Genomic DNA, 26,283 nt, shown 5'->3' with positions numbered 1-26,283 from the left:
CTTCGCTCGCTTGACAGGATCACCGCATGACGGATCCGGGGTGGGGCGCTTCACCGCCGCCGCCCGGGTGGCAGCCACCCCCGCCTCCGCCTCCGTCCTACCTCCCCGGCCAGGTCGGGCCCGCGCCGTCCTACCCGGGCGGACCGGCTCCCCTGGCGCCGCCGTCGGCGGCGTGGGCACCGCAGCCGGGCATGCTCGGCGCGGCCCACAAGCCGGGCGCGATGCCCTTGCGCCCCCTCGGGCTGGGTGACATGTACGACGCGGCGTTCCGGGTGATCCGCTTCAACCCCAAGGCGACGGTCGGCTCGTCGGTGCTGGTCGCGGCGGTCACCATGACGATCCCGGTCGTGGTCACCGCCGTGCTGACCGCCACGGTCAACGTCACCCTCGACGAGACCGGGTCCCCCGACACGGCCTCGACGCTGGGCTTCGCCGGGTCGTTCGGGTCGCTGGCGGTCGGGCTGGTGCTCTTCGTCTTCGGCAGCCTGCTGGTGACGGGGATGGTCGCCCATGTGGTCGCCGCCGCGGCGGTCGGGCGCCGGCTCAGCCTGGGTGAGGCGTGGGCCGCCACCCGGGGCCGGCGCTGGCGGCTGGTCGGGCTCGCCGTCCTGCTGTGGCTGGGCTTCCTGCTGGCGCTCGCCCTCTACGTCGCGGCCTGGGTGGTGGTCGCGATGAACGCCCCGCCGGAACTCGTCGTGGCCTGGGGGCTGGTCACGGTGCCGGCGTACGTCGCCTTCATGGCGTTCTTCTGGATCCGCGTCTACTACCTGCCCGTCCCGGTGCTGATGCTCGAGGACGTCACCATCCTCGGCGCCATTGCCCGCGGCTTCGCGCTCACCCGTCGGCAGTTCTGGCGCACGCTGGGCATCGCGCTGCTCACCGGCATCGTGGTGGGGATCGCCAGCAACGTGCTGTCCTTCCCGATCTCCCTCGTCGGCCAGGTCGGGTCGATCGCGGTCGGCGGCCGCTACGCGCTGCTCATCCTGATCGTCAGCCAAGCACTCGCCCAGGTCGTCTCGGCGGCGTTCGCGACGCCGTTCACCTCGGCGGTGACGTCGCTGCAGTACCTCGACCAGCGGATGCGCAAGGAGGCTTACGACGTCGAGCTGATGCGCCAGGCAGGGCTGACCGCGTGAGCCTCGTGCCCGTGGCGCTGCCGGCGTTCCTGCCGCGCGACCCCCCGCTGACCCCGTCCCCTGACGAGGCGCGGTCCAAGCTGCGACGCGAGCTGCTGCGCCCGGAGTACAACGAGCAGAACCTCGTGCAGAGGTTCCTCAGCTGGGTCGAGCGCCAGCTGGGCAAGGGCCTGGACGCGGCCGCGGACGCGCCTCCGCTCTCGACGCTGGCCGCGATGGTGATCCTGGTCGGGCTGGTCGCCCTGCTGGGCTGGCTGCTCTCCCGGGCCCGGCGTACCGCCCGGACCCGCGAGGAGGACCGGGCCGTCCTCACCGACGAGATCATCAGTGCCGACGAGCTCCGCGCCCGCGCCGAGGCCGCGCTCGCCGCCGCCCGCCACGAGGACGCCCTCGTCGACGGGTTCCGCGCGGTGGCGACCCGGCAGGTCGAGCGCGGCCGGCTGGCCGACGCCCCCGGCGCCACGGCGCACGAGGTGGCGCTCGCGTTGGGGCGGGAGTTCCCGCACCTGCGCGGCCGGGTCGACGACGCCGGAGCCCTCTTCGACGCCGTCCTCTACGGCGATCGGGCGGCGACCGCGGCCCAGGCCGCGAGCGTGATCGCGCTCGACGACGAGCTCCTGGTGCGCCGATGACCGCCGCGACCGTCGAGCAGGCGGCCCCGACCGGCCCCACGGACCCGGCCGGCCGGCGGCCGGGCTTCCTCTCCCGCAACCGCGCCTCGCTGCTCATCGGGCTGGGCCTGGTCGCCGCCGTGGCGATCGCCGCGCTCACCAGCGGCGGCGACAACACCACCCCCATGGACCCTGACAACGCCGGACCCGAGGGCGCCCGAGCCGTGGCCAGAGTGCTGGACGCCGAAGGTGTCGACGTCGACGTGGCACGCGGCGCCGACGCGCTCGAGGACCTGGCGGTCGGGTCCGACACGAGCGTGGTCGTCGTCCTCCCCGGCAACCTCGGCGAGGCGACCATCGACCGTCTGCTGGCGCACACGGGCGGGGCCGCGCACGTCATCGTGCTGGGCGCGGACATCGGTGCCGCCGAGGCGCTCGGCGCCCCCGTGACGCCCAGCAACGTCGACCTGGGCGACGGGCGGGGGGCGGGCTGCGTCGACCCGTTGTTCGACGGCCTGACCGTGGAGGTCGACAGCGCGCCGGTTTACGAGGGCGGCGACTGCTTCCCGGGCGATCTCGGGGCCGTGGTGCTCCGGCCCCGAGACGGGCTCCTGTTGTTCGGCGCCGACCAGGCGTTCACCAACGACCAGGTGCTGCGCGCCGACAACGCCGCCATCGCGCTGCGGCTGCTCGGCCAGGACCGGCGGCTGGTCTGGTACGTGCCGTCGCCCGCGGACCTCTCGGCCGGTGAGGGCGTCTCCCTGGCCAGTCTCCTGCCCCGCTGGGTCTTCCCCGGCCTGTGGGTGGCCGCGCTGTCCGTCGTCGCCGTCATGGTCTGGCGGGGCCGACGCCTTGGACCGCTCGCCGCCGAACCGCTGCCCGTCGTCGTCCGCGCCGTCGAGACGACCCGCAGCCTCGGTCGGCTGTACCGTCGCGCGGGCGATCGTGCTCACGCGGCCGCGGCCCTGCGTCGGTCGGCTCGGTCGAGGTGTGCCGAGCGGCTGCGGCTCGGTTCCCGCTTCGACCCTGCCGGACTGGTGCGCGAGGTGGCGCGGCGCACCGGCCGGCCCGAGACCGAGGTCGCCCAACTGCTCGATCCGCCCCCCGGGGACCCAGGCCCCTCCACCGACCGAGACCTGATCAACCTGGCGCAGACGTTGGCCGAGCTCGACAGAGAGGTGCAAGGACCGTGACGCAGAGCGATGCTCCGATCAACGAGGGTGGGGTAGGCGCCTCACCCAACGCTGCGGCGCGCGAGCGGCTGGTCGCGGTGCGGGCCGAGGTCGGCAAGGCGGTCGTCGGGCAGGACGCCGCGGTCTCCGGCCTGCTCGTCGCCCTGCTCTGTGGCGGTCATGTGCTCATGGAGGGTGTGCCGGGCACGGCGAAGACCCTGCTGGTGCGGACCCTCGCCGGCGCGCTCGAGGTCGGCACCCGCCGGGTGCAGTTCACCCCGGACCTGATGCCCGGTGACATCACCGGCTCGATGGTGATCGACTCCAAGGCCGGGGAGCTGAGCTTCCGGGAGGGGCCGGTCTTCACCAACCTGCTGCTCGCCGACGAGATCAACCGGACCCCGCCCAAGACCCAGTCGGCGCTGCTCGAGGCGATGGAGGAGGGCCAGGTGTCCGTCGACGGCGTGACCAGGCCGCTCCCGGCGCCGTTCCTCGTGGCGGCCACCCAGAACCCGATCGAGTACGAGGGCACCTACCCCCTCCCGGAGGCGCAGCTCGACCGGTTCCTCCTCAAGGTGGTGCTGCCGATCCCGGACCGGACCCACGAGCTCGAGATCGTGCACCGGCACGCGGCCGGGTTCGACCCGCGCGACGTCCGTGCCGCCGGCGTGACGGCGGTCGCCGGCCCGGAGGACATCGCCGCCGGCCAGGCCGCGGTCAAGACGGTGCAGGTCTCGCCCGAGGTGATCGGCTACATCGTCGACATCGCGCGCGCCACCCGTGAGTCCCCGTCGCTGAGCCTGGGCGTGAGCCCCCGGGGGGCGACCGCCCTGATGCGTTCGGCCCGGGCCTGGGCCTGGCTGACCGGGCGCGACTTCGTGACCCCGGACGACGTCAAGGCGCTGGCCCACGCGACCCTGGTCCACCGCCTCGGCCTGCGCCCGGAGGCCGAGCTCGAGGGCGTCGACGTGGCCGAGGTGCTGGCCTCGGCCCTCAGCTCGGTCCCCGTCCCGCGCTGAGGCCCACCCACCCACCATGGTCATCACCGGTCGCGTCCCGCTGCTGCTCCTGCTGGGGCTGCTGCCGGTCCTCGCCCGGCCGAGTGGCGGGACCGTCTGGCTGTGGCTGCTCGTGGTGTCCGTCCTCGTCGCGGTCGACGTGCTCGCCGCACCGAGGCCGGCCTCCCTGACCTTCGCCCGTGACCCCATCAGCGCCGTCCGGCTCGGCCACCCGGCGGCCTCCGTGCTCCGGGTGGGCAACCCCGGCACCCGTCGGTTCCGGGCGCTGCTTCGCGACGCGTGGCAGCCGTCGGCCGGGGCGACCGACAACCGGCACCGCATCGACCTCGCCGGCGGCGAGCACACCGTCCTGACCACCCCGCTGCGACCGCGGCGCCGGGGCGACCTGCCCGCCCTGGGCGTGACGGTCCGGGCGCGCGGACCGCTGGGGCTCGCCGCCCGTCAGCGCACGATCGAGGTCCCCGGAGTGGTGCGCTCGCTGCCTCCCTTCGAGTCGCGCAAGCACCTGCCGAGCCGGTTGGCCAGGCTCCGCGAGCTCGACGGGCGCGCGGCGATCCGGGTGCGCGGCCAGGGCACCGAGTTCGACTCACTGCGTGAGTACGTCCGGGGCGACGACGTCCGCTCGATCGACTGGCGGGCCAGCGCCCGCACCAGCAAGGTGGTGGTCCGCACCTGGCAGCCCGAGCGCGACCGGCGCGTGGTGCTGGTGCTCGACACCTCCCGCACCTCGGCGGGCCGGGTCGAGGACGTCCCGCGCCTGGACTCGGCGATGGACGCCGCGCTGCTTCTCGCGGCGCTGGCTTCCCGGGCCGGCGACCGGATCGACTTCGTCGCCGGCGACCGGCGGATCCGGGCGCGGGTGCGGTCGGCACGCGCCCGCGACGTAGCCGCGCACCTGCAGGACACCATGGCCGACCTGGAGCCGGTCATCGCCGAGGCGGACTGGTCGTCCCTCGCCGGCGCGGTGACCGAGTTCGGCCGCCAGCGGGCCCTCGTCGTTCTCCTGACACCGCTCGAGCCGTCCGCCGTCGAGGAGGGGTTGCTGCCGGTGCTGCCGGCGCTGACCCGGCACCACCGGGTGGTGCTCGCCTCGGTCCGCGACCCCGAGCTGGAGGTGCTCGCCGGGACCCGCCGCACGATCGACGAGGTCTACGACGCCGCCGCCGCCGAGCAGGCGATGGTCCGCCGCCGCCAGACCGCCGACCTGCTCACCGCGGTCGGGGTCGACGTCGTGGACGCGGACGCCGAGCGGCTCCCCCCGGCCCTGGCCGATCACTACCTGTCGCTGAAGGCCAACGGGCTGCTCTGAGGCCGGACCGTCAGTCGAGCGTCCGCCCCCACTTCTCGAGGAGGCGGGCGAGGTCGGCCTGTTCGTCGGCGGACAGGCCGGCGAGCAGGCGGCGTTCGTTCTGGACATGGCGCGGGAACAGCTCGTCGATCAGCTCCCGGCCCTTGTCCGTGAGCGCGATGGTGCGGGAGCGGCCGTCCTCGGTGGAGACCGTCCGGGTCACGTAGCCCTGCGCCTCCAGCCGGTCGACCCGCTTGGTGACCGCTCCCGAGGTGACCATGGTGGTGGCGGCGAGCTCGCCGGGGGTCAGCGCGAACGGCTCCCCCGCGCGGCGCAGCGAGGCGATCACGTCGAAGTCGCCGTCGGAGAGGTCGGCCTCGGCGAACAGCGCCCGCAGCTCGACGTCGAGGGCGTGGGCGAGGCGGTGCAGCCGGCCGATGACCCCGAGCGGACTGACGTCGAGATCGGGACGCTCCCGGCGCCACTGCTGGAGGATCCGCCCGACATGGTCCGGTTCGGCTGTGCTCACGGGTTGACTATATCTTCCTCGGAAACTAAACTGTCTTCCATGGAAAGTATCCGGTTCAGGGTGGTGCTCCTCACCGCCGTCGCCCCCGCCGCCTGGGGCACGACGTACGTCGTCACCGAGCAGCTGCTGCCGCCGGACCGGCCGCTGTTCGCGGCTACCGTCCGCGCCCTGCCCGTCGGCCTGGTGCTGCTCGCCCTGCTCCGCCGTCGGCCGCACGGCGTGTGGTGGTGGCGCGCCCTGGTGCTCGGCGCCTGCAACATCGGGCTCTTCTTCCCCCTCATCTTCCTGGCCGCCTACCACCTGCCCGGTGGCCTGGCCGCGACCGTGCAGGCGGCCTCGCCGCTCGCCGTCATGGCGATGGCGCTGCCCGCACTCGGTGAGCGTCCCGGGGGGATCCGGATCTCAGCCGCCCTGGTCGGACTGGTGGGCGTGGCCCTGCTCGTGCTGCGGTCACCTGGTGAGGTGAGCGCGCTCGGCCTGGCCGCCGCCCTCGGCTCGGTGCTGGTCTCGGCCTTCGGCTTCGTCCTCGTCAAGCGCTGGCCGGCGCCGGTCGACATGCTGACGCTCGTCTCCTGGCAGCTCGTCGCGGGCGGCCTATTGCTGCTGCCGATCGGTCTGCTCGTCGAGGGCGCTCCCCCGACGGTCGACGGCTCGGCGCTGCTCGGTTTCGCCTGGCTCGCGGTCGTCGGGACGGGCGTGGCCTACTACTGCTGGTTCCGCGGGCTCGCCTCGATGCCCGCCGGTGCCGTCTCGCTCGTGGGCCTGCTCAACCCGGTCGTCGGCACGGCGCTGGGCGTCGTGGTGGCGGGCGAGCTGTTCGGGTGGGCGCAGGCGCTGGGGATGCTGCTCGTGCTGGGCGGGGTGGTCGCCGGCCAGCCCGCCGCGGCGGCCGTCATCCGGGCCCGGCTGGCCCGTCGTACGCCGGTCGCCCGCAGCACCAGGGACTGCGTCCCGGTGTCCATTTAGCTAGGGGCCGTCGCGTTGGGGCGTCATCTCCGGCGGCCAGTCCGGCAGGTCCCCGATGTCGTCGAGGTCGATGATCTCGTCGGGCCAGTCCGGGAAGTCGGGGAGGTCACCGAGGTCGAGGGTGATCGCCTCCATGGCCGACCCGTTGATCGCGGGCTGCTCCCAGAGGCCGGCCGGCTCCGGTGTCGACAAGGGCACAGACCGGGCGTAGCGCCTGGTCACCACCAGCGGCGCCGGACGCTCAGGATGACCGCGCAGCTTCCAGACGACCTCCATGACCGCGTCGGGGAGCACGGCGAGCACCAGCGCGAGCAACCCGCCCGCGGCGACGTAGGGCGCTGTGAGGTCGGGCCAGGACGAGGGCTTGACCAGCTGGAGGACGAGGGCGCCGACCAGGCCGATCCCGCCCAGGGCCATCCCGACCCGGCCGATGCCGTTGCGCACCGCGAGCAGCTCGCGCGGTGAGTGCAGCCAGCTGGTGGCCAACCGGTCGCCGAGCAGAGCGGCCACCTGCTCCTCCTGGGCACGGCCGTCACCGAACCCCCGGAGCGTCAGCTTCTCGTCCCGACCCTGGAGGACCAGGCGCCAGCGTCCCCCACCCGTGAGGACGCTGAACTTCGCTTTATGGATGTCCGCACCCAACAGGTAGGCCGTCTGGTCGGTCTCGTCACCCTGCCAGACCCGCAGCATCCGGGTGCGGAGCTCGTGGGCCCCCCGCATCCGCAAGGCGTAGTGGTTGCGCAAGCCGGCCGACCAGGGTCGGCCGAAGACGTGCACCGCCCGGTCGGTGACGATCACCTGCCGCGAGCTCACGCCCTGGAACGCGACGAACGAACCCGTCGGGCGCTCCACCGGTCGGGCGTCCCCCTGCTCACGGGTCAGCCAGAGCGGCCCGGTCACGTCGATGCCGAGCTCGGCGAGCGCCGTGCCCAGCTCGAGGATGGCCGGCGCAGCGCGCCGCTCGTGGGGACGGAGCACCTCGTTGGCGACGGCGTGCAGCGGCAGGACCCAGCCGTCGTCGTTGACCAGGGAGGTCCCGTCCGGCCAGCTCCAGCGGGGGCGGTACCAGCCGGAGTCGATGGCGGCCATGCCGACCACCGCGGTGAGGAGCAGCGCCGGGTAGCCGCCGACCCATCGGGACATGCTCACCCAGTCGGTCTTGTCCGGGTCGAGCCCATGGTGGGGCGCGACCTGCCGGGCCACCGCGATCAGGTCCCCGGACTCGATCAACCCGAGCACCCCTTCCACCGTGGCCGGCGTGGCCAGGCCGGTGAGCTGCCGGCTGACGTCGAGGGCCTCGCCCGCGAGCGCCCGCCACAGTGGCACCGTCACCATCGTGGGGTGCTCCGACCAGGTGATGGTCCGCAGCTCGTCCGCGCGCCGGTCGCCCAGGAGCACATCGGCGACCTCGGCCTCGTGCGTGGCGACGAGGTCGACCACCGGCCCACGGGCGGGCCTGGGAGGCAGGACCCCGTCCAGGGCACCGACGGCCTGGACCCCGGCAAGGAACTCGCGCAGGCTGGAGAACGGCTCGGGGTGCCAGCAGCCTCGCTCGAGCGAGGGGTCCAGCCACTCCTTGCGCATGAGCTGCCACCCCTCCACGACCAGGTCCTGGTGGTGCAGCGCGAGCGAGTCGCGCCTCGACGACGCCTCGGCGTTGTTGCGGAACGCCGCCAGCCACCGCTGGTGCTCCTCGACGAAGCCGGCTAGGGCCAGGTGGATCTGCCCGGTGAGCCCGCGGGGGGAACGGGAGCTGCGCCGCCACACGGGCACGCCGCGACCCAGGTCGCCGTCGACCAGGCTCAGCGCGCGGCGGACGACGTGGTCCTCCTCGGCGCTGGCCGACGAACGCACCGCGACCGCGACCAGGCGCTTCAGGTCGTCCGGGGCGAGGCAGGCGAGCAGGGGCATGCCCAGGGTCAGACGCTGTCCGGTCACGCTCACGACCGGGTCCGGCACCAGGGTGACGTACTGGGGCCAGTCGGGGGCGTGCGGGTCGAGACTGTGCCGGAGCCGGCGTACCTCCTCGCTGTTGAGGCTCACCCCCTGCCGCTCCGGTGGATGCGGCCAGAACCGGGCGATGTTGTAGATCGCGGCGGAGAGGAACACCGTCCACATCACCACGAATCCGGGGCTGACGAAGAGCGAGACCGCGAACAGCGTCGCGGCGGCCAGCGCCGTGACGACTGACAACCCGAACGCCGTCAGCCACGCCCGGTCGGCCGCCCGCGCGGCTCGGAGCAGGCGTGCGCGCGCCTCGTGCAGCACCGCTGCCGAGACGAGCGGATCCAGCGGGTCCTCCGCTGTCGGCGACGTCACGGCTCCATCGTCCGTCGGACCCGGAGCCCTCGGGGGCGTTTTGGCGGAACCGGTAGGGGTTCTACTCCTGGGTCGCCACCCGGTCCTCGAGGTAACGGCTGTCGACGTCGCCCGTGACTCCGCGCCCGGCCGCCTGGCGCCCGAGCACGAACACGTAGGCGAGGAAGGCCAGCTCGGCGACGATGCCGATGCCGACCCTGGCCTCGGTGGGAAGCCCGGACGGCGTCACGAAACCCTCGATGACGCCGCTGACGAACAGCACCACGACCAGGCCCAGCGCGACCGTCCCGGCGGTCCGGCCCTCGCGGGCGATGGACTGGGTCCGGGTCAGGGATCCGGGCTCGACCCAGGACCAGAACAGCTTCATCCCCACTCCCCCGGCCACGAACACCGCGGTCAGCTCGAGCAGGCCGTGCGGCAGGAGGAGGCCCCAGAAGTGCTGGCCATGGTCGGCCCGGTGCATGACGGAACCGATGATCGCCAGGTTGAGGATGTTCTGGAAGAGCAGGTAGACGACCGGCACACCCAGGATGCCCAGCGCCAGGCACAGTGCGGAGACCCAGGCGTTGTTGACCCACACCTGGAAGGCGAAGTGGCTGGCGGCGTACTCGCTGTAGTAGCCCTCGAAATCCTCGTTGACGAGCTGGTCGACCTCGGCCGGCGACAGCAGGCTCTGCTCCACGTTGGGGTTGTCGAGCAGCCAGATCATCATCACCGCGGTCACGACCACGTTGGCGGCCAGGCAGCCCAGCCACCACCAGCGCAGTCGGTAGAGCGCGGCCGGGAACCGCTCGGTGAAGAACGACAGGAAGCCACTCCAGCTGCTCACCCGGGTGCCCACCGCCCGGTTGCGGGCGCGTGCGAGCACCGAGGAGAGGTGGGCGACCAGCGTCGCGTCGGGGGCCGAGGTGCGCACGACGGAGAGGTGGGTGGCGACCTGCTGGTAGCGCTCGACCAGCTCGTCGCTCTCGGCGCCGGTGAGCCTGCGGCGGTGGGCGAGCTCCTCGAGGCGCTGCCACTCGTGCGCGTGCGCGAGCACGTACGCGTCGAGATCCACGCGTGAAGCCTAGGTTCCCAGGGCGAGCTCCGCGCCCAGAACCTCGGTCAGGTAGCGCGCGTAGGTGTCGCTGACGTGGTTCTGGTCCCGGTAGGACAGCAGCTCCCCGAGGACGGTCGGGCAGTAGTTGTCGAGGCAGAACCACTCGGCCGTGGAGACGTACTTCGCGGCCGCGTCCTGGGCGGCCCCTCGCACCGCGTCGTTGGCCTGCAGCGACAGGGCCGACCCGGGTGCGGCGCACCGGTCGAGGGTCTTGGCCCGGAGCAGGCACTTGACCGGGCTCAGCTGCACCGCGGGCGGGTCGCCGATGACCACGAAGCGGCCGACGTCGGGCTCGAGCATGGCGGCGAGCCGAGCCATGCCGTCGCGCAGCAGCAGCAGGCGCTCGGACTCGTCGAGCACCTGCGCGCCGTCCACGACATAGCCGTTGGGGTTGAAGGAGGTGGCCAGCACGACGACGTCCGGTTGCAGGGCACGCACCTGCTCGACGGTCCACGCGTGGAAGCGCTCGCACACCACGTTGGGCCCGTCGCGCTTGTTGAGCCACGGGGTGAGGTCAGCTGCGGGGCAGCCGAGACGCACCAAGTGATAGGCGGTGTATCCCTCCCGCTCGGCCAGGATGTCGAGCGGGCTCCCCCACTGGCGAGCGTGCGAGTCGCCGATCACGACCAGGGTGCGCTCGCCATCGGGGTCGCCCCGCGCACACAGCCGCCAGTCGCCGTCGCTCCGGTAGAACGCCGGGCAGGCCCCACCGCGCGCGTAGTCCTGCTTCAGCTCCTGCACGCTGGGTGCCGTGGCCTCCGGGATGGGATCGCCGGCCCGGGCCGCCTCGACCGCGCGGCGCACCCGCTCCAACACCTGGCTCTCGGAGGAGGCCGGCGGTGGGGGGTCGGCCGAAGCGGTGCCGCCGCCGTGGGTCTCCTCGGCGCGCGGTTGCTTCGGGCCCGGCGGCGGTCCCGGGTCGCCCGAGCAGCCCGACGCCAGCAGCGCCAGGAGCAGGAGGACCACGAGGCGCACCCCGAAAGCGTAGGTTGAGCAGGTGCCCGAGACCGTGCTGCCGGACGGGCGATCCGCCCAGTTCTGGCTCGGGGGCAGCAAGTCCGGCCCGGTCGTGCTGTTCTTCCACGGCTGCCCCGACACGCGTTGGGCAGCCCGCAGCGGTGACACCGCGGCGCGCGCGGCGGGCGCCCGGCTGCTCTGCGTCAACCGGCAGGGCTACGGCCGCTCGGCGGTCGCCGAGTCCACTCACCTCAGCGCCGCGGCCGACGCCATGTCCGTCGCCGACCTCCTCGGGATCGGCGAGGTCGCCGCGCTCGGGATGTCGGTGGGCGGCGGCTATGCCGCTGCGTGTGCGGCGGCGTACCCCGATCGGGTGAGCCGACTCGGGATCGTCGCGACGCTGCCGCCGCCGGACGAGGAGCCCAACGAGTCCGTCGCCGCGATGATGGCGCGGTTCGCCCCCGAGTTCGCGGCCTACGTCGCCGGGCTCGACCCCGACGACCCCGACGACGACGCCCTGGGCGAGCGCTTCACAGCGGGTCTGCCGAGCCAGGACGCCGAGCTCCTGCGGGCGGTGACGACCACCGCCGACCTCGCGAGTTCGGTCCGCGAGGCCCTGGCCCGCCACGAGGGCTACCTCCGCGACGCAGCGCTCACGTTCCGCCCCTGGGCCTTCGACGTGACCGCGGTCCGCTGTCCGACGTCGCTCTGGTACGGCGAGCAGGACCAGCGGGCCCGGCCCGGGGGCGAGTGGTTCGCGGCCCGGATCCCCGATGCCCGGCTGCACGTCGTACCGGGCGCCACCCACCTGGCCACGCTGCTCAGATCCTGGGAGGAGATCCTCGCGGCGCTCCTACACTGACCGCGATGACGGCCCCGGAGTTCGCGACCCTCACCACCGATGACCTCGTCACCGGCGAAGCCGTCGCGCTCGACCTGCCGCCGGCCGGACTCGGGATGCGGATCGCATCGGGGCTCATCGACGTCGTCGTCACGCTGATCACGTTCTTCCTGGCGTTCTTCGTGCTCCTGACCGCGGCGCTGCAGACCGACGGAGCGCTGATCTGGGCCTCGTTCATCGGCACCAACATCATCGTGTTCCTGGCCTTCCCGGCGACCCTCGAGACGCTCACCGGCGGCAAGTCGATCGGCAAGCTCGCGTGCGGGCTGCGCACGGTCCGTGACGATGCCGGGCCGATCACGTTCCAGCACGCCCTGGTGAGAGCCCTGGTCGGCATCGTCGAGATCTACGTGTTCACCGGGGTCCCGGCGTTCTTCTCGGCGCTGCTGAGCTCGCGCGGCAAGCGGCTCGGCGACTATGCAGCGGGGACCTACGTCGTGCGCGACCGGGTGCGGCTCCGCCTGCCCCCTCCCGCGCTGATGCCGCCACCACTGGAGGGATGGGCCCGCACCGCCGACATCGCCGCGCTGCCCACGGGTCTTGCGCTCGCCGTGCGGCAGTACCTCGCCCGGCTGCCCGCGATCGACGCGCAGGCCCGGGAGACCATCGGGCGGCAGCTGGCCGACCAGGTGTCGGCGTACGTCGCCCCGCCGCCGCCCGCCGGGACCCCGCCCGAGGCCTACCTGGCCGCCGTGATCGCCTCACGCCGCGAGCGCGACCAGGCGCGCCTGGCCCGCGAGGCGGAGCTGCGCCGGCGGCTGACGTCACGGCGCTGACCCGCCGGGCCGGCGGGACGGCAACGAGCCCCCCTCCGGGCGGGAGGGGGGCTCGTCGAGCGAGGCTCAGCCGATCGAGAACGACACGCCCTCGAAGGAGACGAACCGGTCGTCACCGCTGCCGTAGATCCTGACATCGCCGTCGGTCTGGATCTCGAGCGCGCCGAACTCCGACTCGCCACCAAGGCCGTTGAACGTCGCGACGTTCACGGTGATGGGCGTGGCAGGACGGTAGCCCGCCGGCAGGGAGAAGATGGTCTTGTCCGACCCGTTGTCCGAGCCGAAGCTCGCAGCACCGCGCAGGTGGACGACGCCATTGACCTCATCGGCCCGGAAGGCGGGGGCGTTGCGAGCCGGGAACGTGGCCCAGCTGCCCTGGAGGGACGCGACGTGCCAGGCCTCGAGCTGCTTGACCTTGGTGACGGTCTTGGGGTTGAGGTCCTTGAGCTTGACGGTGCCGTTCTTGATGTCGCCGCTGTTGACGACCTGCGACTTGATCTGCGCCGAGCTGGTGATCTGGGCGCCGGCGGCGTAGGCACCGCCGGTGCACGCGACACCAAGGGCGACGGCGCCCACGACGAGGCCGAGACGGGGACGGCGGGTGGTCTTGCTGTTCATGGTGATGCCTTTCTGGAAAGTGGTGTGGGTGACGGTGTTGTCGGAAGTAGGAGGGCCCGGGCCCCGGGACCTAACAACTTCTTCCGACGACCTCCGACCGGTCCAGACCACCTGCCCGCTCGCACTGCTCGACGGTGCCTGAGGCCCGACCTACCCTCGACTCATGGGGACGCCCGGAGTCGTCGCGACCGTGGTGATCGTTGCTGCGTTCGCCGGCTCCCCCTGGCTCATCTCGCTGGCCGTGGGGACACGCGGCCGGCGCTGGCGCGCCTGGGTGCGCGGGCGGCTGCGGCGCGGCGACGGGCTGGTGCAGCCGGTCAACCGGCCGATCGAGGCGATCGCCGTCGACGTACGCCGGCGCGGCGAGCGGTTCCACGCCCTGTCGCCGCACGCGTCCTACGTCAAGGTGTCGGCGCTCCGCTCGGCCTATGACCTGGTGCTCGGTGAGTGCTGCGAGTCCCTGGGCCAGGCCCACCTGCTGTTCGTGCTCCAGCCCGGCCCCGAGCTCGACCGCGAGCGCCGCCGGGTGGAGCTGCTGCTGCACTCCTTCGGCCTGCCGGTCGACCACGCGGCCTGAACTCGCGACGCCCTATCTGCGGACGTAGGCGAGGTCGGCGATGGGCCGACCGGCCTCGATCCCCTTGCGCTCGAACCGGGTGACCGGACGGTCCACCCAACGTGGCACCGGGCCACCGGCCAGGAGCGACTCCGCGTCGAGGACGTCGCGCATCTGTTCGGCGTAGTGCGACCAGTCGGTGGCCAGCCGCCAGGTGGCCCCCGGGGCCAGGCGACTCGCCGCCAGCGCCGCGAAGCGTGCGTCCACCAGCCGCCGCTTGTGGTGCCGGGTCTTGGGCCACGGGTCGGGGAAGAACGTCCACAGCTCGGCCAGCCCCCCGGGGGCGACGAGGTGCTCGAGGACCCAGACCGCGTCGACGCTGCACAGCCGCACGTTGTCCGCGCCGGCCTCCGCCAGCCGCCACAGGGTGTCCGCGACGCCGGGTCGCCAGACCTCCAGGGCCAGCACGTCGTGGTCGGGCCGGGCGGCGGCCAGCAGCGCGGTCGCCTCACCGATCCCCGAGCCGATCTCCACGACCAGCGGCGCCTCCCGGCCGAACCACTGCGTCAGCCGGAAGCCGGGGTCGTCCACGGCCTCGTCGGGGATGACCCAGCGGTTGCGGTGGGCCGCCCATGCCTGCGCCTGGGTGGGGGTGAAGCGGCTCCCGCGGCGCGAGTAGGACAGCACCTCGCGCATCCGGCGCCCGTCCTCGGTGAAGCGCTGGTGCGGACGAGCGGGGGGTGTGGCTCGCTCCACGGTCAGGCGGTCGCGGTGCCGATGATCGCGACGATGACCACGCCGACGGCGACCAGCAACCCGAGTCCGATCAATGCCGTGCCGACGATGCCGCAGATCCGGCCCGCGTTGGCGTTGCTGCGACCGCCGATCGTGCCGCCGCTGGCGTCGATCTCCCGGATCACCCGGTTGCCCATCACCCAGGCGAACGGCGAGATCACCTGGCAAAGGACCAGGCCCAGGATGCCCAGGATCAGCACGGTGGTCGCCTGTGGGTGGTCGGGGGCGATCGGCCCGTACCCCGGCATCGGCGCGCCGTAGGGCACCTGCGGGTTGGGCGGCTGACCATAGGGCGGCTGGCCGGCGGGCGGGCCACCCGTGGCCGGCTGCCAGCTCTCCTGCCACCCGGGCTGCCAGCCCTGCGGGGTGGGCTGCTGGGGGTATGGAGTGGTGGAGGGCGGCGTGGTCGGGGGCGGCGGCTGGTCGGGGTCACCGCCGGACGGCGGGGGCGGTGGGGTCTCGCTCATGTGGTCATCCTGCCAGCACCACTACCGTGGCCCGATGACCGACCGGAGCCGGCTGGAGCGACTGCGCAGGGACGAGGAGGAGCGGTTCGTCGCTCTGCACCCACGCTCGGCGGCGCTCGCCGAACAGGCGAGAGGCTCGCTGCTCGCCGGGGTGCCGATGCCGTGGATGACCCGGTGGCCCGGGGCCTTCCCGGTGTTCGTGGACCGGGCCGAGGGCGCGCGGCTCACCGACGTGGACGGGCTGGACTACGTCGACCTGTGCCTGGGCGACACGGGTGCCATGACCGGGCACGCGCTTCCCCAGGTGACCGAGGCTGTCGCGGCGCGGATGGCGCGGGGCGCGACCGTGATGCTGCCTTCGGACGACGCCGTCTGGGTGGGACAGGAGCTCACCCGCCGGTTCGGCCTGCCGTCCTGGCAGCTCGCGATGTCCGCGACCGACGCCAACCGGTTCGTGCTGCGCTTCGCCCGGCACCTCACCGGGCGGCCGCGGGTCGCGGTCATGGACTGGTGCTACCACGGGACCGTGGACGAGACCCTCGCCGTCCTCGACGCCTCGGGCTCGGTGGTGCGCCGCCCGGGCGCGCTCGGCCCGCAGGTCGACGTGGCGCTCACTACCGCCGTGGTGCCGTTCAACGACGTCGACGCCCTGGACCGCCGGCTCGCCGCGGGCGACGTCGCGTGCCTGCTCCTCGAACCGGCGCTCACCAACATCGGCATCGTGCTGCCCGACGACGGCTACCTCGCCGCGGTCCGCGAGGTGACCCGGCGGCACGGCGTGCTGCTCGTCGTCGACGAGACGCACACGATGTGCGCCGGGCCGGGCGGCTGCACGGCCGAGTGGGGCCTGGAGCCGGACCTGCTCGTGGTCGGCAAGGCGATCGGGGGCGGCATCCCGTGCGCGGCGTACGGCATGACCGCGGAGGTCGCGGCTCGGCTGAGCGGCCCGATGCTGGGCCACGAGATCGACGTGGCCGGGGTCGGTGGCACCCTCACCGGCAGCGCGCTCGCGACCGCCGCGATCCGGGCCACGCTGTCGACGTGCCTGCGCGCCGAGGACTTCGCGGTCGCCATCCCGCTGGCCGAGCGCTTCGCGGCCGGCGTCGCCGACGCGATCGCCGCGCACGGCCTGCCCTGGCACGTCCAGCGGCTGGGCTGCCGCGCGGAGTACTGGTTCTGCCCACCCCCGCGCGACGGCGCCTCCGCGGCGGCCGCGGTCGACGAGGACCTCGAGGGCTTCCTGCACCTGTGGTGCCTCAACCGCGGTGTGCTGCTGACGCCGTTCCACAACATGGCGCTGTTCAGCCCCGCGCACACCGAGGCTGACGTCGACCGGCACACGGTGGTGTTCCGTGAGGCGCTTGACGCCCTCCTCACCTGACTCCCTGACCCGCGAGTCGGCGCTACTGCACGTCAGTAACGACGACTCGACACCAACTCGACCCCCCGCTCCCCGCGAGTCGGCGCTACTGCAGGTCAGTAACGCCGACTCGACACCAACTCGACCCCCCGCTCCCCCGCGAGTCGGCGCTACTGCACGTCAGTAACGCCGACTCGCCGGGTTTGCGCTTCGGGATCGCCGACGCGGCGCTACCGCAGCAGGGGGCGCTTCGCGCCGGCGCTGCAGTACCGCCGACTCGGCTCAGTCCGGAACGAGTGCTCACGCACGAAGACCCCCTCGCCAGCCCTGACGGGCTGGCTCGGGGGTCTTCGTGTGTGAGCTACTTCGTGATCTTGGTGACCCGCCCGGCGCCGACGGTGCGGCCGCCCTCGCGGATCGCGAAACGCAGGCCCTCGTCCATCGCGATGGGCTGGATGAGCTCCACCGACATCTCGGTGTTGTCACCCGGCATGACCATCTCGGTGCCCTCGGGCAGCGTCACGACGCCCGTCACGTCCGTGGTGCGGAAGTAGAACTGCGGGCGGTAGTTGTTGAAGAACGGCGTGTGGCGGCCGCCCTCCTCCTTCGAGAGGATGTAGACCGAGGCCTCGAAGTTGGTGTGCGGGGTGGTCGTGCCCGGCTTGATCACGACCATGCCGCGCTCGACGTCCTCGCGCTTGGTGCCGCGCAGGAGCAGCCCGACGTTCTCGCCGGCCTGGCCCTCGTCGAGCAGCTTGCGGAACATCTCGACGCCGGTGACGACGGTCTTCTGCGAGGTCTCGCGAATGCCGACGATCTCGACCTCCTCGTTGACCTTCACGATGCCGCGCTCGATGCGGCCGGTGATGACCGTGCCGCGACCGGTGATGGTGAAGACGTCCTCGACGGGCATGAGGAACGGCTTGTCGGTCTCGCGCTCCGGGGTGGGGATCGCGGTGTCGACGGCGTTCATGAGCTCCATGATCGAGTCGCCCCACTTGGCGTCGCCCTGCAGGGCCGGGAACGCCGCGACGCGGACGACGGGGATCTCGTCACCGTCGAACTCGTACTCGGAGAGGAGCTCGCGCACCTCCATCTCGACGAGCTCGATGAGCTCCTCGTCGTCGACCATGTCGCACTTGTTGAGCGCCACGACCAGGGCGGGCACGCCGACCTGGCGGGCGAGCAGCACGTGCTCGCGCGTCTGCGGCATCGGGCCGTCGGTGGCGGCGACCACGAGGATCGCGCCGTCCATCTGGGCCGCGCCGGTGATCATGTTCTTGATGTAGTCGGCGTGCCCGGGGCAGTCGACGTGGGCGTAGTGACGCGCCTCGGTCTGGTACTCGACGTGCGCGATCGAGATCGTGATGCCGCGCTGACGCTCTTCGGGTGCCTTGTCGATCTCGTCGAACGCCGAGGCGTCGTTGAGGTCGGGGTACTTGTCGTGCAGGACCTTGGTGATCGCTGCGGTCAGCGTCGTCTTGCCATGGTCGATGTGACCGATGGTGCCGATGTTGACGTGCGGCTTGGTCCGCTCGAACTTCGCCTTAGCCACTGGGGCTCCTCCTGGTTGTTGTCTTGCTGACTCGTACTTACGTGGGGTGGTGCCGAGGGTCGTGCGCCGTTATTCGCCGCGGACCTTCTTGATGATCTCGTCGGCGATGCCCTGCGGGACCTCGGCGTACGAGTCGAACTCCATCGAGTACGAGGCCTGGCCGGAGGTCTTGGACCTCAGGTCGCCAACGTACCCGAACATCTCGGACAGCGGCACGAGGGCGTTGATGACCATGTCACCGTGACGCTCCTCCTGTGCCTGGATCTGGCCGCGCCGGCTGTTGATGTCGCCGATCACGGTGCCGAGGAACGACTCGGGGGTCGTGACCTCGACCGCGAACATCGGCTCCAGCAGGACCGGCTTGGCCATCCGGGCGGCCTCCTTGAAGGCCTGGTTGCCGGCGATCTTGAACGCGAGCTCGGACGAGTCGACGTCGTGGTAGGCGCCGTCCTCGAGGGTGAACTTCACGTCGACCATCGGGTAGCCGGCGAGGACGCCGAACTCCATGGCCTCCTGGCCGCCCTGGTCGACCGAAGGGATGTATTCCTTCGGGATTCGACCACCGGTGACGTTGTTGACGAACTCGTAACCCGCGCCCGCGCCGGTCTCCGGGTCGACGTTGGGGCCGAGGGAGATCAGCACCTTGGCGAACTGGCCGGACCCACCGGTCTGCTTCTTGTGGGTGTAGCCGTGCTTGAGGACCTCCTTGCGGACGGTCTCGCGGTAGGCCACCTGCGGCTTGCCGACGGTGGCCTCGACCCGGAACTCGCGCTTCATCCGGTCGACGAGGATCTCCAGATGGAGCTCGCCCATGCCGGCGATGATCGTCTGGCCAGTCTCCTCGTCGGCCTTGACCGTGAAGGTCGGGTCCTCGTCGGAGAGGCGCTGGATCGCGGTGCCGAGCTTCTCCTGGTCACCCTTGGTCTTGGGCTCGATCGCGACCTCGATCACCGGGGTCGGGAACGTCATCGACTCGAGGATGACCTGGTGCTGGGGGTCGCACAGCGTGTGACCGGTCTTGGTGTCCTTGAGGCCCATGACGGCGACGATCTGGCCGGCGCCGACCGACGCGATCTCCTCACGCTTGTTGGCGTGCATCTGGTAGACCTTGCCGATCCGCTCCTTGCGGCCGTTGACCGAGTTGACCACGGTCGCGCCCGCCTCGAGCTTGCCGGAGTAGACCCGGACGTAGATCAGCTTGCCGAGGTGGGGGTCGGTGGCGATCTTGTAGGCCAGGCCGGAGAACGGCTCGTCGTCGGACGGGCGGCGCTTGATCTCCTCCGCCTCGTCCTTCGGGGAGTGACCGATGATCGCGTCGATGTCGAGCGGCGAGGGGAGGTACTTGACGACCGCGTCGAGCAGGGGCTGCACGCCCTTGTTCTTGAACGCCGTGCCGCACAGCACCGGGTTGAGCTTGTCGGCGAGCGTGGCTCGACGGATCGCGGCCTCGAGCTCCTCGACGGTGAAGGTCTCGCCCTCGAGGTACTTCTCCATGATCGGGTCGTCGGCCTCGGCCAGCGTCTCGATCAGCAGCTCGCGGTATTCCGCGGCCTGCTCGGCCAGCTCGGCCGGGATCTCCTCGATGTCGTAGTCCTCGCCGATCTTGGTCTCGCCGCGCCAGGTCAGGGCACGCATGCCGACCAGGTCGACGACGCCCAGGAAGTCCGCCTCGGCGCCGATCGGCAGCTGGAGGACGAGCGGGGTCGAGTTGAGGCGGTCCCTCATCATCTGCACGCACATGAAGAAGTCGGCGCCGGTGCGGTCGAGCTTGTTGACGAAGCACATGCGGGGCACGGAGTACTTGTTGGCCTGGCGCCACACCGTCATCGTCTGCGGCTCGACGCCGGCGACACCGTCGAAGACCGCCACGGCACCGTCGAGGACGCGCAGCGAGCGCTCCACCTCGGCGGTGAAGTCCACGTGGCCGGGGGTGTCGATGATGTTGATCTGGTGGTTCTTCCACCAGCAGGTCGTCGCGGCGGAGGTGATGGTGATGCCGCGCTCCTGCTCCTGCTCCATCCAGTCCATCGTGGCCGCGCCCTCGTGGACCTCACCGATCTTGTAGTTGATACCGGTGTAGAAGAGGATGCGCTCGGTGGTGGTGGTCTTGCCGGCGTCGATGTGCGCCATGATGCCGATGTTGCGGACCTTGTTGAGGTCCGTGGTGATGTCGACTGCCACTTGAGTCAGCGTTCCTTAAGTCGTTTGTGTGCAGGTGGGCGCAGGCCGCCACCGATGGGTGGCGGCCGGCCGCCGTCACCAGCGGTAGTGGGCGAATGCCTTGTTGGACTCGGCCATCTTGTGGGTGTCCTCGCGCTTCTTCACCGCGGCACCGAGGCCGTTGGACGCGTCGAGGATCTCGTTCATCAGCCGCTCGGACATGGTCTTCTCACGGCGGTCCTGGGCGTAGCCCACGAGCCAGCGCAGCGCCAGGGTGGTGCCACGGGTGCCCTTGACCTCGATCGGGACCTGGTAGGTCGCGCCACCGACCCGGCGGGACTTGACCTCGATGGCCGGCTTGACGTTGTCCATCGCGCGCTTGAGCGTGACGACGGGGTCGGTGCCGGTCTTCTCGCGGCAGCCCTCGAGGGCGGTGTAGACGATGCGCTGGGCGACCTGCTTCTTGCCGTCCTGCAGCACCTTGGAGACGAGCTGGGTGACCAGCTGGGACCCGTAGACCGGGTCGACGTCGAGCGGCCGCTTCGGGGCGGGACCCTTGCGGGGCATTAGCTCTTCTCCTTCTTGGCGCCGTAGCGGCTGCGAGCCTGCTTGCGGTTCTTGACGCCCTGGGTGTCGAGCGTGCCGCGGATGATCTTGTAGCGGACACCGGGGAGGTCCTTCACCCGGCCACCGCGGACGAGCACGATCGAGTGCTCCTGGAGGTTGTGGCCGACGCCCGGGATGTAGGCCGTGACCTCGACGCCGCTGCTCAGGCGCACGCGGGCGACCTTGCGGAGGGCGGAGTTCGGCTTCTTCGGGGTGGTCGTGTAGACGCGCGTGCAGACGCCGCGTCGCTGGGGCGAACCCTTCAGGGCAGGCGTCTTGTTCTTGGACACCTTGTCCTGGCGGCCCTTGCGGACCAGCTGGTTGATGGTGGGCACCTTGGTTGGTTCCCTTTCGTGTTCTCTCGTCACGGCCCAGCGCCTTGCCGGGCACGGTGGTGTTGCGTCCGTGCTTGTGCCTCGATGTGGGCCCCCGGCTCCGCCGGCCGGTGAACTGCTCAGTGGGCCGGTGGTCGGCGGGCACGCCGAAGGGTCTGGTCGTCAGACCCGAGGATCGAGACTACTCGCGGCGGGCGGTGAAGACCAATCGGGATTCCCTGTCGACGTCCCCGATGCTAGGTCAGCCAGTCGGTGATCGGGCTGATCGCGAAGTAGACGAGGAACAGGCCCGCGACGACCCACATCAGCGGGTGGACCTGGCTCGTCTTGCCGCGCACCACCTTGATCAGCACGTAGGCCACGAAGCCGGCGCCGATACCCACCGTGATCGAGTAGGTGAACGGCATCAGAACGATGGTGAGGAACGCAGGGAGGGCGATCTCGACGTCGTTCCAGTCGATCTCGGTGACCTGCTGCATCATCAGGAAGCCCACGAGCACCAGCGCCGGGACCGCAGCCTCGGACGGGATCAGCGAGACCAGCGGGGCCAGCAGGATGGCCACTAGGAACATCAGGCCGGTGACGACCGAGGCGAGACCGGTCCGGGCGCCCTCGCCGACGCCCGAGGCCGACTCGATGTAGCTGGTGTTGGACGAGACTCCGGCCAGGCCACCGGCCGCGGCGGCGACCGAGTCGACGACCAGGATCCGCTGGGTGTTGGGCGGCGTACCGTCCTCGTCGAGGAGGCCGGCCTCGGCACCGATCGCCGTCATCGTGCCCATCGTGTCGAAGAAGTCGGCGAGCATCAGGGTGAACACGAGCAGCACCGCGGCGATGATGCCCACCCGGTCGAAGGAGCCGATCAGGCTGAACTCGCCCAGGGTGTCGAAGTCCGGCGTGCTGACGAGGTCGTCGGGCAGCTTGGGCACCGTGAGCGCCCAGCCCTTGAGGTTGTCGGCGCTGTATTGCCCGAGGTCCGCGATGGACTCGATGACGATCGCGACGACGCTCATGACGACGATGGAGATGAGGATCGCGCCCTTGACCTTGCGCACCCACAGCGCGACGAGCAGCGTCAGGCCGATCCCGAACACCAGCACCGGCCAGCCCTGGAGCTCGCCGACCCGTCCGAGCTGCAGCGGCACCGCGGTGGCGTTGCCCGCGAAGCCGGCGTCCACGAAGCCGATCAGGGCGATGAACAGGCCGATGCCCACCGAGATGGCGACCTTCAACTGGGCGGGGATGGCGTGGAACACCGCCACCCGGAAGCCGGTCAGGACCAGCACCAGGATGATCACGCCCTCGATGACCACCAGCCCCATCGCGTCCGCCCAGGTCATCTCGCTGGCGATCGCGAACGCGACGAACGCGTTGAGGCCGAGTCCGGTGGCCAGAGCCAGCGGGTAGTTGGCGACCACCCCCATCAGGATGGTGAGCACCCCGGCGACCAGCGCCGTGCCCGCCGCGATGGCGGCCAGGTTGCTGCCGTCACCGGTGCCTCCCCCGAGGAAGTTTCCCTCCACGTCTGGTGCGAACCCGAGGATGAGCGGGTTGAGCACGATGATGTAGCCCATCGTGAAGAACGTGACGATCCCGCCGCGGACCTCGCGTCCGACGCTGGAGCCGCGTTCGTGGATCTTGAAGAACCTGTCGAGGCCGGAGGGCGCGTCGCTGGTCTGAGTGGTGCTCCGAGTGCTCACGGGTGGTGATCCTGGCATCTCGACGGAGTCAGGGAAATGGCCGCGTGTAACGGTCGTGTGACCGGGCTACGCTGCGTCCGTGGAGCTCCGTGACAACCAGCCGACGAAGCACGAGATCGGCAACCGGACCTACATCGTCGCCGACGTCGAGCCGCTCGACCTCGACGGCGTGCGCACCGTGGAGGTCGGCACGATCGCCTTCCTGATCGGTTTCATCGCGCTGCTGCCGTTCTACGGCTCGCTCGCCGACGACGGCCGCACCTGGTGGCTGTGGACGTGCCTGGCCGGGTTCGGGCTGGGGTTGTTCGGCATCGAGTACTGCCGGCGTCGGCGGGTGGCGCGGCGGAAGCGCGACGATGAGGAGATCGGCACCGACCCGTTGGGTTGAGTTCCAGCCCCGGCTCACCTGGTTTCGAGACGCCGGTTGCGACCTCGTTCCTCGGTCGCACGGCTCCTCAACCTTGAATCGAGGGTGGAGCTGACCGGCGCTCGTTCCTCGCGCCGCTCAGCTCAGAACGATTCAACCTCATCCACCGTCAGCGTGTCGAAGACGTGGTCCGGGATCGGCACCGGCTCGTGCTTCTTGGCCAGCCGCACCTCGGAGTGGGCGCCGCAGCCGTGGTCGAAGGTGACCACCCGGCCGTCGTCGTTCGCGTCGCCGTTGGCACAGACGCCGAAGTACTCGGCGAGTGGGCCGGCGAGCCGCATCAGGAAGCCGCACGAGTAGCACCGGTCGGGCGCCGCCTGGGCGATCGGTGAGTCCGGCCCCCCGTCGCCCTCGGCCCAGCGTTCTGCGGCGAGGTCGCGGCCTTCGGGGGATAGCGTGCGCACCCGACCCAGTCCGAGGTCCTTGGCGACCTGCCGGATCTGGGCCTTGTCGTCGGTGTCGAGCGGGTCGTCGCCGAACGAGTAGGTCGGCACGAGCCTCGGGTCGTCGTCCTCGACAGGGAGCAGGTCACCGGGCGACATGTCGCCGGGCTGCAGCCGCTCGCGGTAGGGCACCCACTCGGGGGCCACGATCGCCGCGTCGCCGGGGACCAGCACGACCTCGTCGACGGTGACGTGGCGCTGCCTCGACGCACGGGCCACGGTCACCGACCAGTGCCAACCCACGTAGCCCTTGCGGGTGCAGGCGAACCGGTGGGTGACCACCCGCTCGCCCTCGGCCACCGCCCCGAGGTGCTCGCCCACGTCGGCCTGGCCGACGTCGTCCACGAGCGCGCTCCGGGCGGTCTCGACCGCCGCCGCGGCGACGCTGTCGACCTTGCCGCGCGTGGTCACAGCCGGGATCGCGTTCACGGACGAAGCATGACTGATGGACCATGGCGGTGTCAGGTCGGCCGGTCCTTCGGGGCGTCCGCGATGCAGGGCAGGATGAGCGCATGTCCGACGAGCAGCGCTGGCGGGACCCCCGTCCCGACGCCGGCCCCGCGGACGCCGGACCGCCGAAGTCGACGATGTCACTCGCCCGCCGGGTCGGGCGCGGTCTGGCCACGAGCACCCGGGCGACCGGCCGGGGACTGGCCGGTCTGGCCCGCGGGACCACCCGCGCGAGCCGCTACACCGTGGCCCAGGCGCGCCGCGCCTCGGAGGCGCACGGCGCTGCCGAGTCCGGGCTGTCGCGGCTGATCCAGCTGCACGTCTTCAACACCGCGGGCGACGCGGCCGTCGCGATCTCGCTGGCCGGCAGCCTCTTCTTCGCCGTGCCCTCGGGCGAGGCCCGCGGGCAGGTCGCGCTGTTCCTCGGCCTCACGATGCTGCCGTTCGCGATCGTCGCGCCGCTGATCGGGCCCTTCCTCGACCGGTTCGCCCACGGTCGTCGGTGGGCGATCGGCAGCACGATGGCGATCCGCGCGTTCCTGTGCTGGGTCCTGGCCTCCTCGGTCGACGACGGCTCGCCGCTGGTGTTCGCCGCGGCGCTCGGCGTACTCGTCTCGTCCAAGGCCTACGGCGTCACCCGCGCCGCCGCCGTCCCCCGGCTCCTCCCCCGCGCCTTCACCCTCGTCAGGGCCAACGGGCGGGTCTCGCTCTCGGGGATCATCGGGGCGTCGGTCTCGGCGCCCATCGCCGGACTGGCGTCGCTGGCCGGGTCGGAGTGGTCGCTGCGCTATGCCTTCGTGCTGTTTGTGGTCGCGACGATCTGCGCGATCCGGCTGCCGGCCGCCGTCGACTCCAGCGAGGGCGAGGGCGAGCTGGCCTGGCGCGGCAAGGAGGGCAGCAGGTCGCGGCGCGGGCGCCTGCGCACCCGGATCCCCGGACCGGTGGCGTTCGCGCTGCGGGCCAACCTCGGGCCCTGGTTCCTGAGCGGCTTCCTGCTGATGTTCGTCGCGTTCCTGCTCCGCGACCCCGACGTGCGGCCCGACAGCGGCTTCGGCGCGGGGGTGATGATCGGCATCGTCGTCGGCGCCGCCGGCCTCGGCCGGACCCTCGGGACGGTGACGGCCTCCTCGCTGAGCCGGATCACCCCAGCGGTCGCCGTGGTGGCCGCCCTGCTCGCCGGCGCTGCCGCTACGTTGGTCGCCGCCCTGTTCTACGGCGTGTGGTCGCTCGCCCTGCTCGGCCTGGTCGCGGGGCTGTCGCAGGCCATCGCGAAGTTCTCCCTCGACGCGACCATCCAGCGCCACGTCCCGACACTCGTGCAGGCCAGCGCCTTCGGGCGCAGTGACACGACCTGCCAGCTCGCGTGGGTCATCGGCGGCTTCGTCGGCATCGCCCTGCCCCTGGACCCACCACGGCTCGGGCTGCTGGTGGCGTTCGCCGTGCTGGTGGCCTGGTCGCTCTCCGTCATCGCCACCCGGCCGCGGCACCGGCCCGGGGGCGGCGTACACCCGGAACGAAACCGGGTACAGGGCGTCACGGAGGCCGGATAGGCTCGGCTGCTGTCGCCCGAGCGCCCGACGATCCCCCATGAACACGCGAAAGAGGTCTGAGCCGTGCCCACTGGCAAGGTGAAGTGGTACGACGCCGAGAAGGGCTTCGGCTTCCTGTCTCAGGAGGACGGGCCCGACGTCTACGTGCGGTCCGAGGCCCTTCCCGACGGCGTCACGACCCTGAAGTCCGGCACCCGCGTCGAGTTCGGGATCGCCCAAGGCCGTCGCGGCGAGCAGGCGCTGCAGGTGCGCGTCCTCGACGCGCCAGCGTCGGTCAGCCGCAACATCTCCGCTGGCAAGCGCAAGAAGCCCGACGAGATGGTCCCGATCGTCGAGGACCTCATCCGCCTGCTCGACGGCATCGGCGAGGCCTACCGGCACGGCCGCCACCCCGACCGTGCCCACGCGCGCCCGGTCGCCAAGGTGCTGCGGGAGATCGCGGACGAGCTGGAGCTGTAGCGCTGGCGGTTTCCCGCCCGTCAGCCCGG

The 26,283-nt window shown here is 71.7% G+C and carries 26 protein-coding genes; 13 read left to right on the top strand and 13 right to left on the bottom strand.

Annotation, left to right across the window (positions count from 1 at the left end):
* Positions 1-26: 26 nt before the first annotated feature.
* The 5 genes from ACYVC6_RS07250 to ACYVC6_RS07230 are packed head-to-tail and all read left to right on the top strand — an operon-like array spanning position 27 to position 5,247.
* Positions 27-1,136, top strand: a complete 1,110-nt coding sequence (locus tag ACYVC6_RS07250) for a hypothetical protein (RefSeq protein ID WP_460712444.1) — start codon at positions 27-29, stop codon at positions 1,134-1,136.
* Positions 1,133-1,768, top strand: a complete 636-nt coding sequence (locus ACYVC6_RS07245; RefSeq protein WP_460712443.1) for a DUF4129 domain-containing protein — start codon at positions 1,133-1,135, stop codon at positions 1,766-1,768. Before ACYVC6_RS07250 ends, ACYVC6_RS07245 begins: the two co-directional genes overlap by 4 nt.
* Positions 1,765-2,940 carry a DUF4350 domain-containing protein gene (locus ACYVC6_RS07240; protein WP_460712440.1) on the top strand — a complete coding sequence of 392 codons (1,176 nt, stop codon included), beginning with the start codon at positions 1,765-1,767 and terminating at the stop codon, positions 2,938-2,940. The genes ACYVC6_RS07245 and ACYVC6_RS07240 overlap by 4 nt, the downstream gene beginning before the upstream one ends.
* Positions 2,937-3,938, top strand: coding sequence for an AAA family ATPase (locus ACYVC6_RS07235; protein WP_460712434.1), 1,002 nt, complete (start codon positions 2,937-2,939; stop codon positions 3,936-3,938). The genes ACYVC6_RS07240 and ACYVC6_RS07235 overlap by 4 nt, the downstream gene beginning before the upstream one ends.
* Before the next feature lie 16 nt (positions 3,939-3,954).
* Complete coding sequence (locus ACYVC6_RS07230) at positions 3,955-5,247, top strand: DUF58 domain-containing protein (RefSeq protein WP_460712432.1); 1,293 nt, start codon at positions 3,955-3,957, stop codon at positions 5,245-5,247.
* 10 nt (positions 5,248-5,257) lie between these two features.
* Here ACYVC6_RS07230 and ACYVC6_RS07225 read toward each other — a convergent pair whose 3' ends face one another.
* Complete coding sequence (locus tag ACYVC6_RS07225; RefSeq protein ID WP_460712430.1) at positions 5,258-5,755, bottom strand: MarR family winged helix-turn-helix transcriptional regulator; 498 nt, start codon at positions 5,753-5,755, stop codon at positions 5,258-5,260.
* Between the two features lie 39 nt (positions 5,756-5,794).
* On the opposite strand from ACYVC6_RS07225, the gene ACYVC6_RS07220 reads away from it, so the two are divergent.
* Positions 5,795-6,721 carry an EamA family transporter gene (locus ACYVC6_RS07220; protein ID WP_460712428.1) on the top strand — a complete coding sequence of 309 codons (927 nt, stop codon included), beginning with the start codon at positions 5,795-5,797 and terminating at the stop codon, positions 6,719-6,721.
* Here ACYVC6_RS07220 and ACYVC6_RS07215 read toward each other — a convergent pair whose 3' ends face one another.
* The 3 genes from ACYVC6_RS07215 to ACYVC6_RS07205 all read right to left on the bottom strand — a co-directional run bounded on the left by ACYVC6_RS07215 (position 6,722) and on the right by ACYVC6_RS07205 (position 11,114).
* On the bottom strand, positions 6,722-9,040 hold the full coding sequence (locus ACYVC6_RS07215; RefSeq protein WP_460712426.1) for a hypothetical protein: 2,319 nt from the start codon (positions 9,038-9,040) through the stop codon (positions 6,722-6,724). It lies immediately after the preceding gene.
* 61 nt (positions 9,041-9,101) lie between these two features.
* Positions 9,102-10,097 carry a stage II sporulation protein M gene (locus tag ACYVC6_RS07210; protein ID WP_460712424.1) on the bottom strand — a complete coding sequence of 332 codons (996 nt, stop codon included), beginning with the start codon at positions 10,095-10,097 and terminating at the stop codon, positions 9,102-9,104.
* Positions 10,098-10,106: 9 nt separating this feature from the next.
* A complete protein-coding gene (locus tag ACYVC6_RS07205) occupies positions 10,107-11,114 on the bottom strand; it encodes an SGNH hydrolase domain-containing protein (protein WP_460712422.1) in 1,008 nt (335 codons plus the stop codon).
* A 22-nt stretch (positions 11,115-11,136) separates the two neighbouring features.
* On the opposite strand from ACYVC6_RS07205, the gene ACYVC6_RS07200 reads away from it, so the two are divergent.
* Both ACYVC6_RS07200 and ACYVC6_RS07195 read left to right on the top strand, forming a co-directional pair.
* Complete coding sequence (locus ACYVC6_RS07200; protein ID WP_460712420.1) at positions 11,137-11,958, top strand: alpha/beta hydrolase; 822 nt, start codon at positions 11,137-11,139, stop codon at positions 11,956-11,958.
* Positions 11,959-11,963: 5 nt separating this feature from the next.
* A complete protein-coding gene (locus tag ACYVC6_RS07195; protein WP_460712418.1) occupies positions 11,964-12,773 on the top strand; it encodes an RDD family protein in 810 nt (269 codons plus the stop codon).
* A 66-nt stretch (positions 12,774-12,839) separates the two neighbouring features.
* Here ACYVC6_RS07195 and ACYVC6_RS07190 read toward each other — a convergent pair whose 3' ends face one another.
* Entirely contained in the window at positions 12,840-13,391 is a 552-nt protein-coding gene (locus tag ACYVC6_RS07190) for a hypothetical protein (RefSeq protein WP_460712416.1), read from the bottom strand.
* A gap of 163 nt (positions 13,392-13,554) precedes the next feature.
* On the opposite strand from ACYVC6_RS07190, the gene ACYVC6_RS07185 reads away from it, so the two are divergent.
* Positions 13,555-13,968, top strand: a complete 414-nt coding sequence (locus ACYVC6_RS07185; protein WP_460712414.1) for a hypothetical protein — start codon at positions 13,555-13,557, stop codon at positions 13,966-13,968.
* A 12-nt stretch (positions 13,969-13,980) separates the two neighbouring features.
* On the opposite strand, the gene trmB is transcribed toward ACYVC6_RS07185, so the two are convergent.
* Entirely contained in the window at positions 13,981-14,703 is a 723-nt protein-coding gene (gene trmB, locus ACYVC6_RS07180; protein ID WP_460712412.1) for a tRNA (guanine(46)-N(7))-methyltransferase TrmB, read from the bottom strand.
* A 2-nt stretch (positions 14,704-14,705) separates the two neighbouring features.
* Entirely contained in the window at positions 14,706-15,209 is a 504-nt protein-coding gene (locus ACYVC6_RS07175; protein ID WP_460712410.1) for a hypothetical protein, read from the bottom strand.
* A gap of 34 nt (positions 15,210-15,243) precedes the next feature.
* Between ACYVC6_RS07175 and ACYVC6_RS07170 the strand changes: the two genes are divergently transcribed.
* Positions 15,244-16,590: a transaminase gene (locus tag ACYVC6_RS07170; RefSeq protein ID WP_460712408.1), complete on the top strand. Its 1,347-nt coding sequence runs from the start codon at positions 15,244-15,246 to the stop codon at positions 16,588-16,590.
* Between the two features lie 340 nt (positions 16,591-16,930).
* Here ACYVC6_RS07170 and tuf read toward each other — a convergent pair whose 3' ends face one another.
* From tuf to ACYVC6_RS07145, 5 genes are all read right to left on the bottom strand, one after another.
* Complete coding sequence (gene tuf, locus ACYVC6_RS07165) at positions 16,931-18,124, bottom strand: elongation factor Tu (RefSeq protein WP_460712406.1); 1,194 nt, start codon at positions 18,122-18,124, stop codon at positions 16,931-16,933.
* A 69-nt stretch (positions 18,125-18,193) separates the two neighbouring features.
* A complete protein-coding gene (gene fusA / locus ACYVC6_RS07160; protein WP_460712404.1) occupies positions 18,194-20,305 on the bottom strand; it encodes an elongation factor G in 2,112 nt (703 codons plus the stop codon).
* Between the two features lie 75 nt (positions 20,306-20,380).
* A complete protein-coding gene (rpsG, locus tag ACYVC6_RS07155) occupies positions 20,381-20,851 on the bottom strand; it encodes a 30S ribosomal protein S7 (protein ID WP_460712402.1) in 471 nt (156 codons plus the stop codon).
* On the bottom strand, positions 20,851-21,225 hold the full coding sequence (gene rpsL, locus ACYVC6_RS07150) for a 30S ribosomal protein S12 (protein ID WP_028636428.1): 375 nt from the start codon (positions 21,223-21,225) through the stop codon (positions 20,851-20,853). The genes rpsG and rpsL overlap by 1 nt, the downstream gene beginning before the upstream one ends.
* A 236-nt stretch (positions 21,226-21,461) precedes the next feature.
* Positions 21,462-22,943: an NCS2 family permease gene (locus ACYVC6_RS07145; RefSeq protein ID WP_460712400.1), complete on the bottom strand. Its 1,482-nt coding sequence runs from the start codon at positions 22,941-22,943 to the stop codon at positions 21,462-21,464.
* Positions 22,944-23,004: 61 nt separating this feature from the next.
* Here ACYVC6_RS07145 and ACYVC6_RS07140 point away from each other — a divergent pair, with 61 nt between their 5' ends.
* Positions 23,005-23,313 carry a DUF2530 domain-containing protein gene (locus tag ACYVC6_RS07140; protein WP_460712398.1) on the top strand — a complete coding sequence of 103 codons (309 nt, stop codon included), beginning with the start codon at positions 23,005-23,007 and terminating at the stop codon, positions 23,311-23,313.
* 122 nt (positions 23,314-23,435) lie between these two features.
* Here the strand turns inward: ACYVC6_RS07140 and ACYVC6_RS07135 are convergent, their stop codons facing one another.
* Positions 23,436-24,224: a DUF3027 domain-containing protein gene (locus tag ACYVC6_RS07135; protein ID WP_460712396.1), complete on the bottom strand. Its 789-nt coding sequence runs from the start codon at positions 24,222-24,224 to the stop codon at positions 23,436-23,438.
* A gap of 83 nt (positions 24,225-24,307) precedes the next feature.
* Between ACYVC6_RS07135 and ACYVC6_RS07130 the strand changes: the two genes are divergently transcribed.
* Both ACYVC6_RS07130 and ACYVC6_RS07125 read left to right on the top strand, forming a co-directional pair.
* A complete protein-coding gene (locus ACYVC6_RS07130; RefSeq protein WP_460712395.1) occupies positions 24,308-25,795 on the top strand; it encodes an MFS transporter in 1,488 nt (495 codons plus the stop codon).
* A 63-nt stretch (positions 25,796-25,858) separates the two neighbouring features.
* A complete protein-coding gene (locus ACYVC6_RS07125; RefSeq protein WP_460712393.1) occupies positions 25,859-26,254 on the top strand; it encodes a cold-shock protein in 396 nt (131 codons plus the stop codon).
* Positions 26,255-26,283: the final 29 nt, after the last annotated feature.

This window comes from Nocardioides dilutus (assembly GCF_054779555.1).
This window is presented reverse-complemented; position numbering and strand designations above follow the sequence as displayed.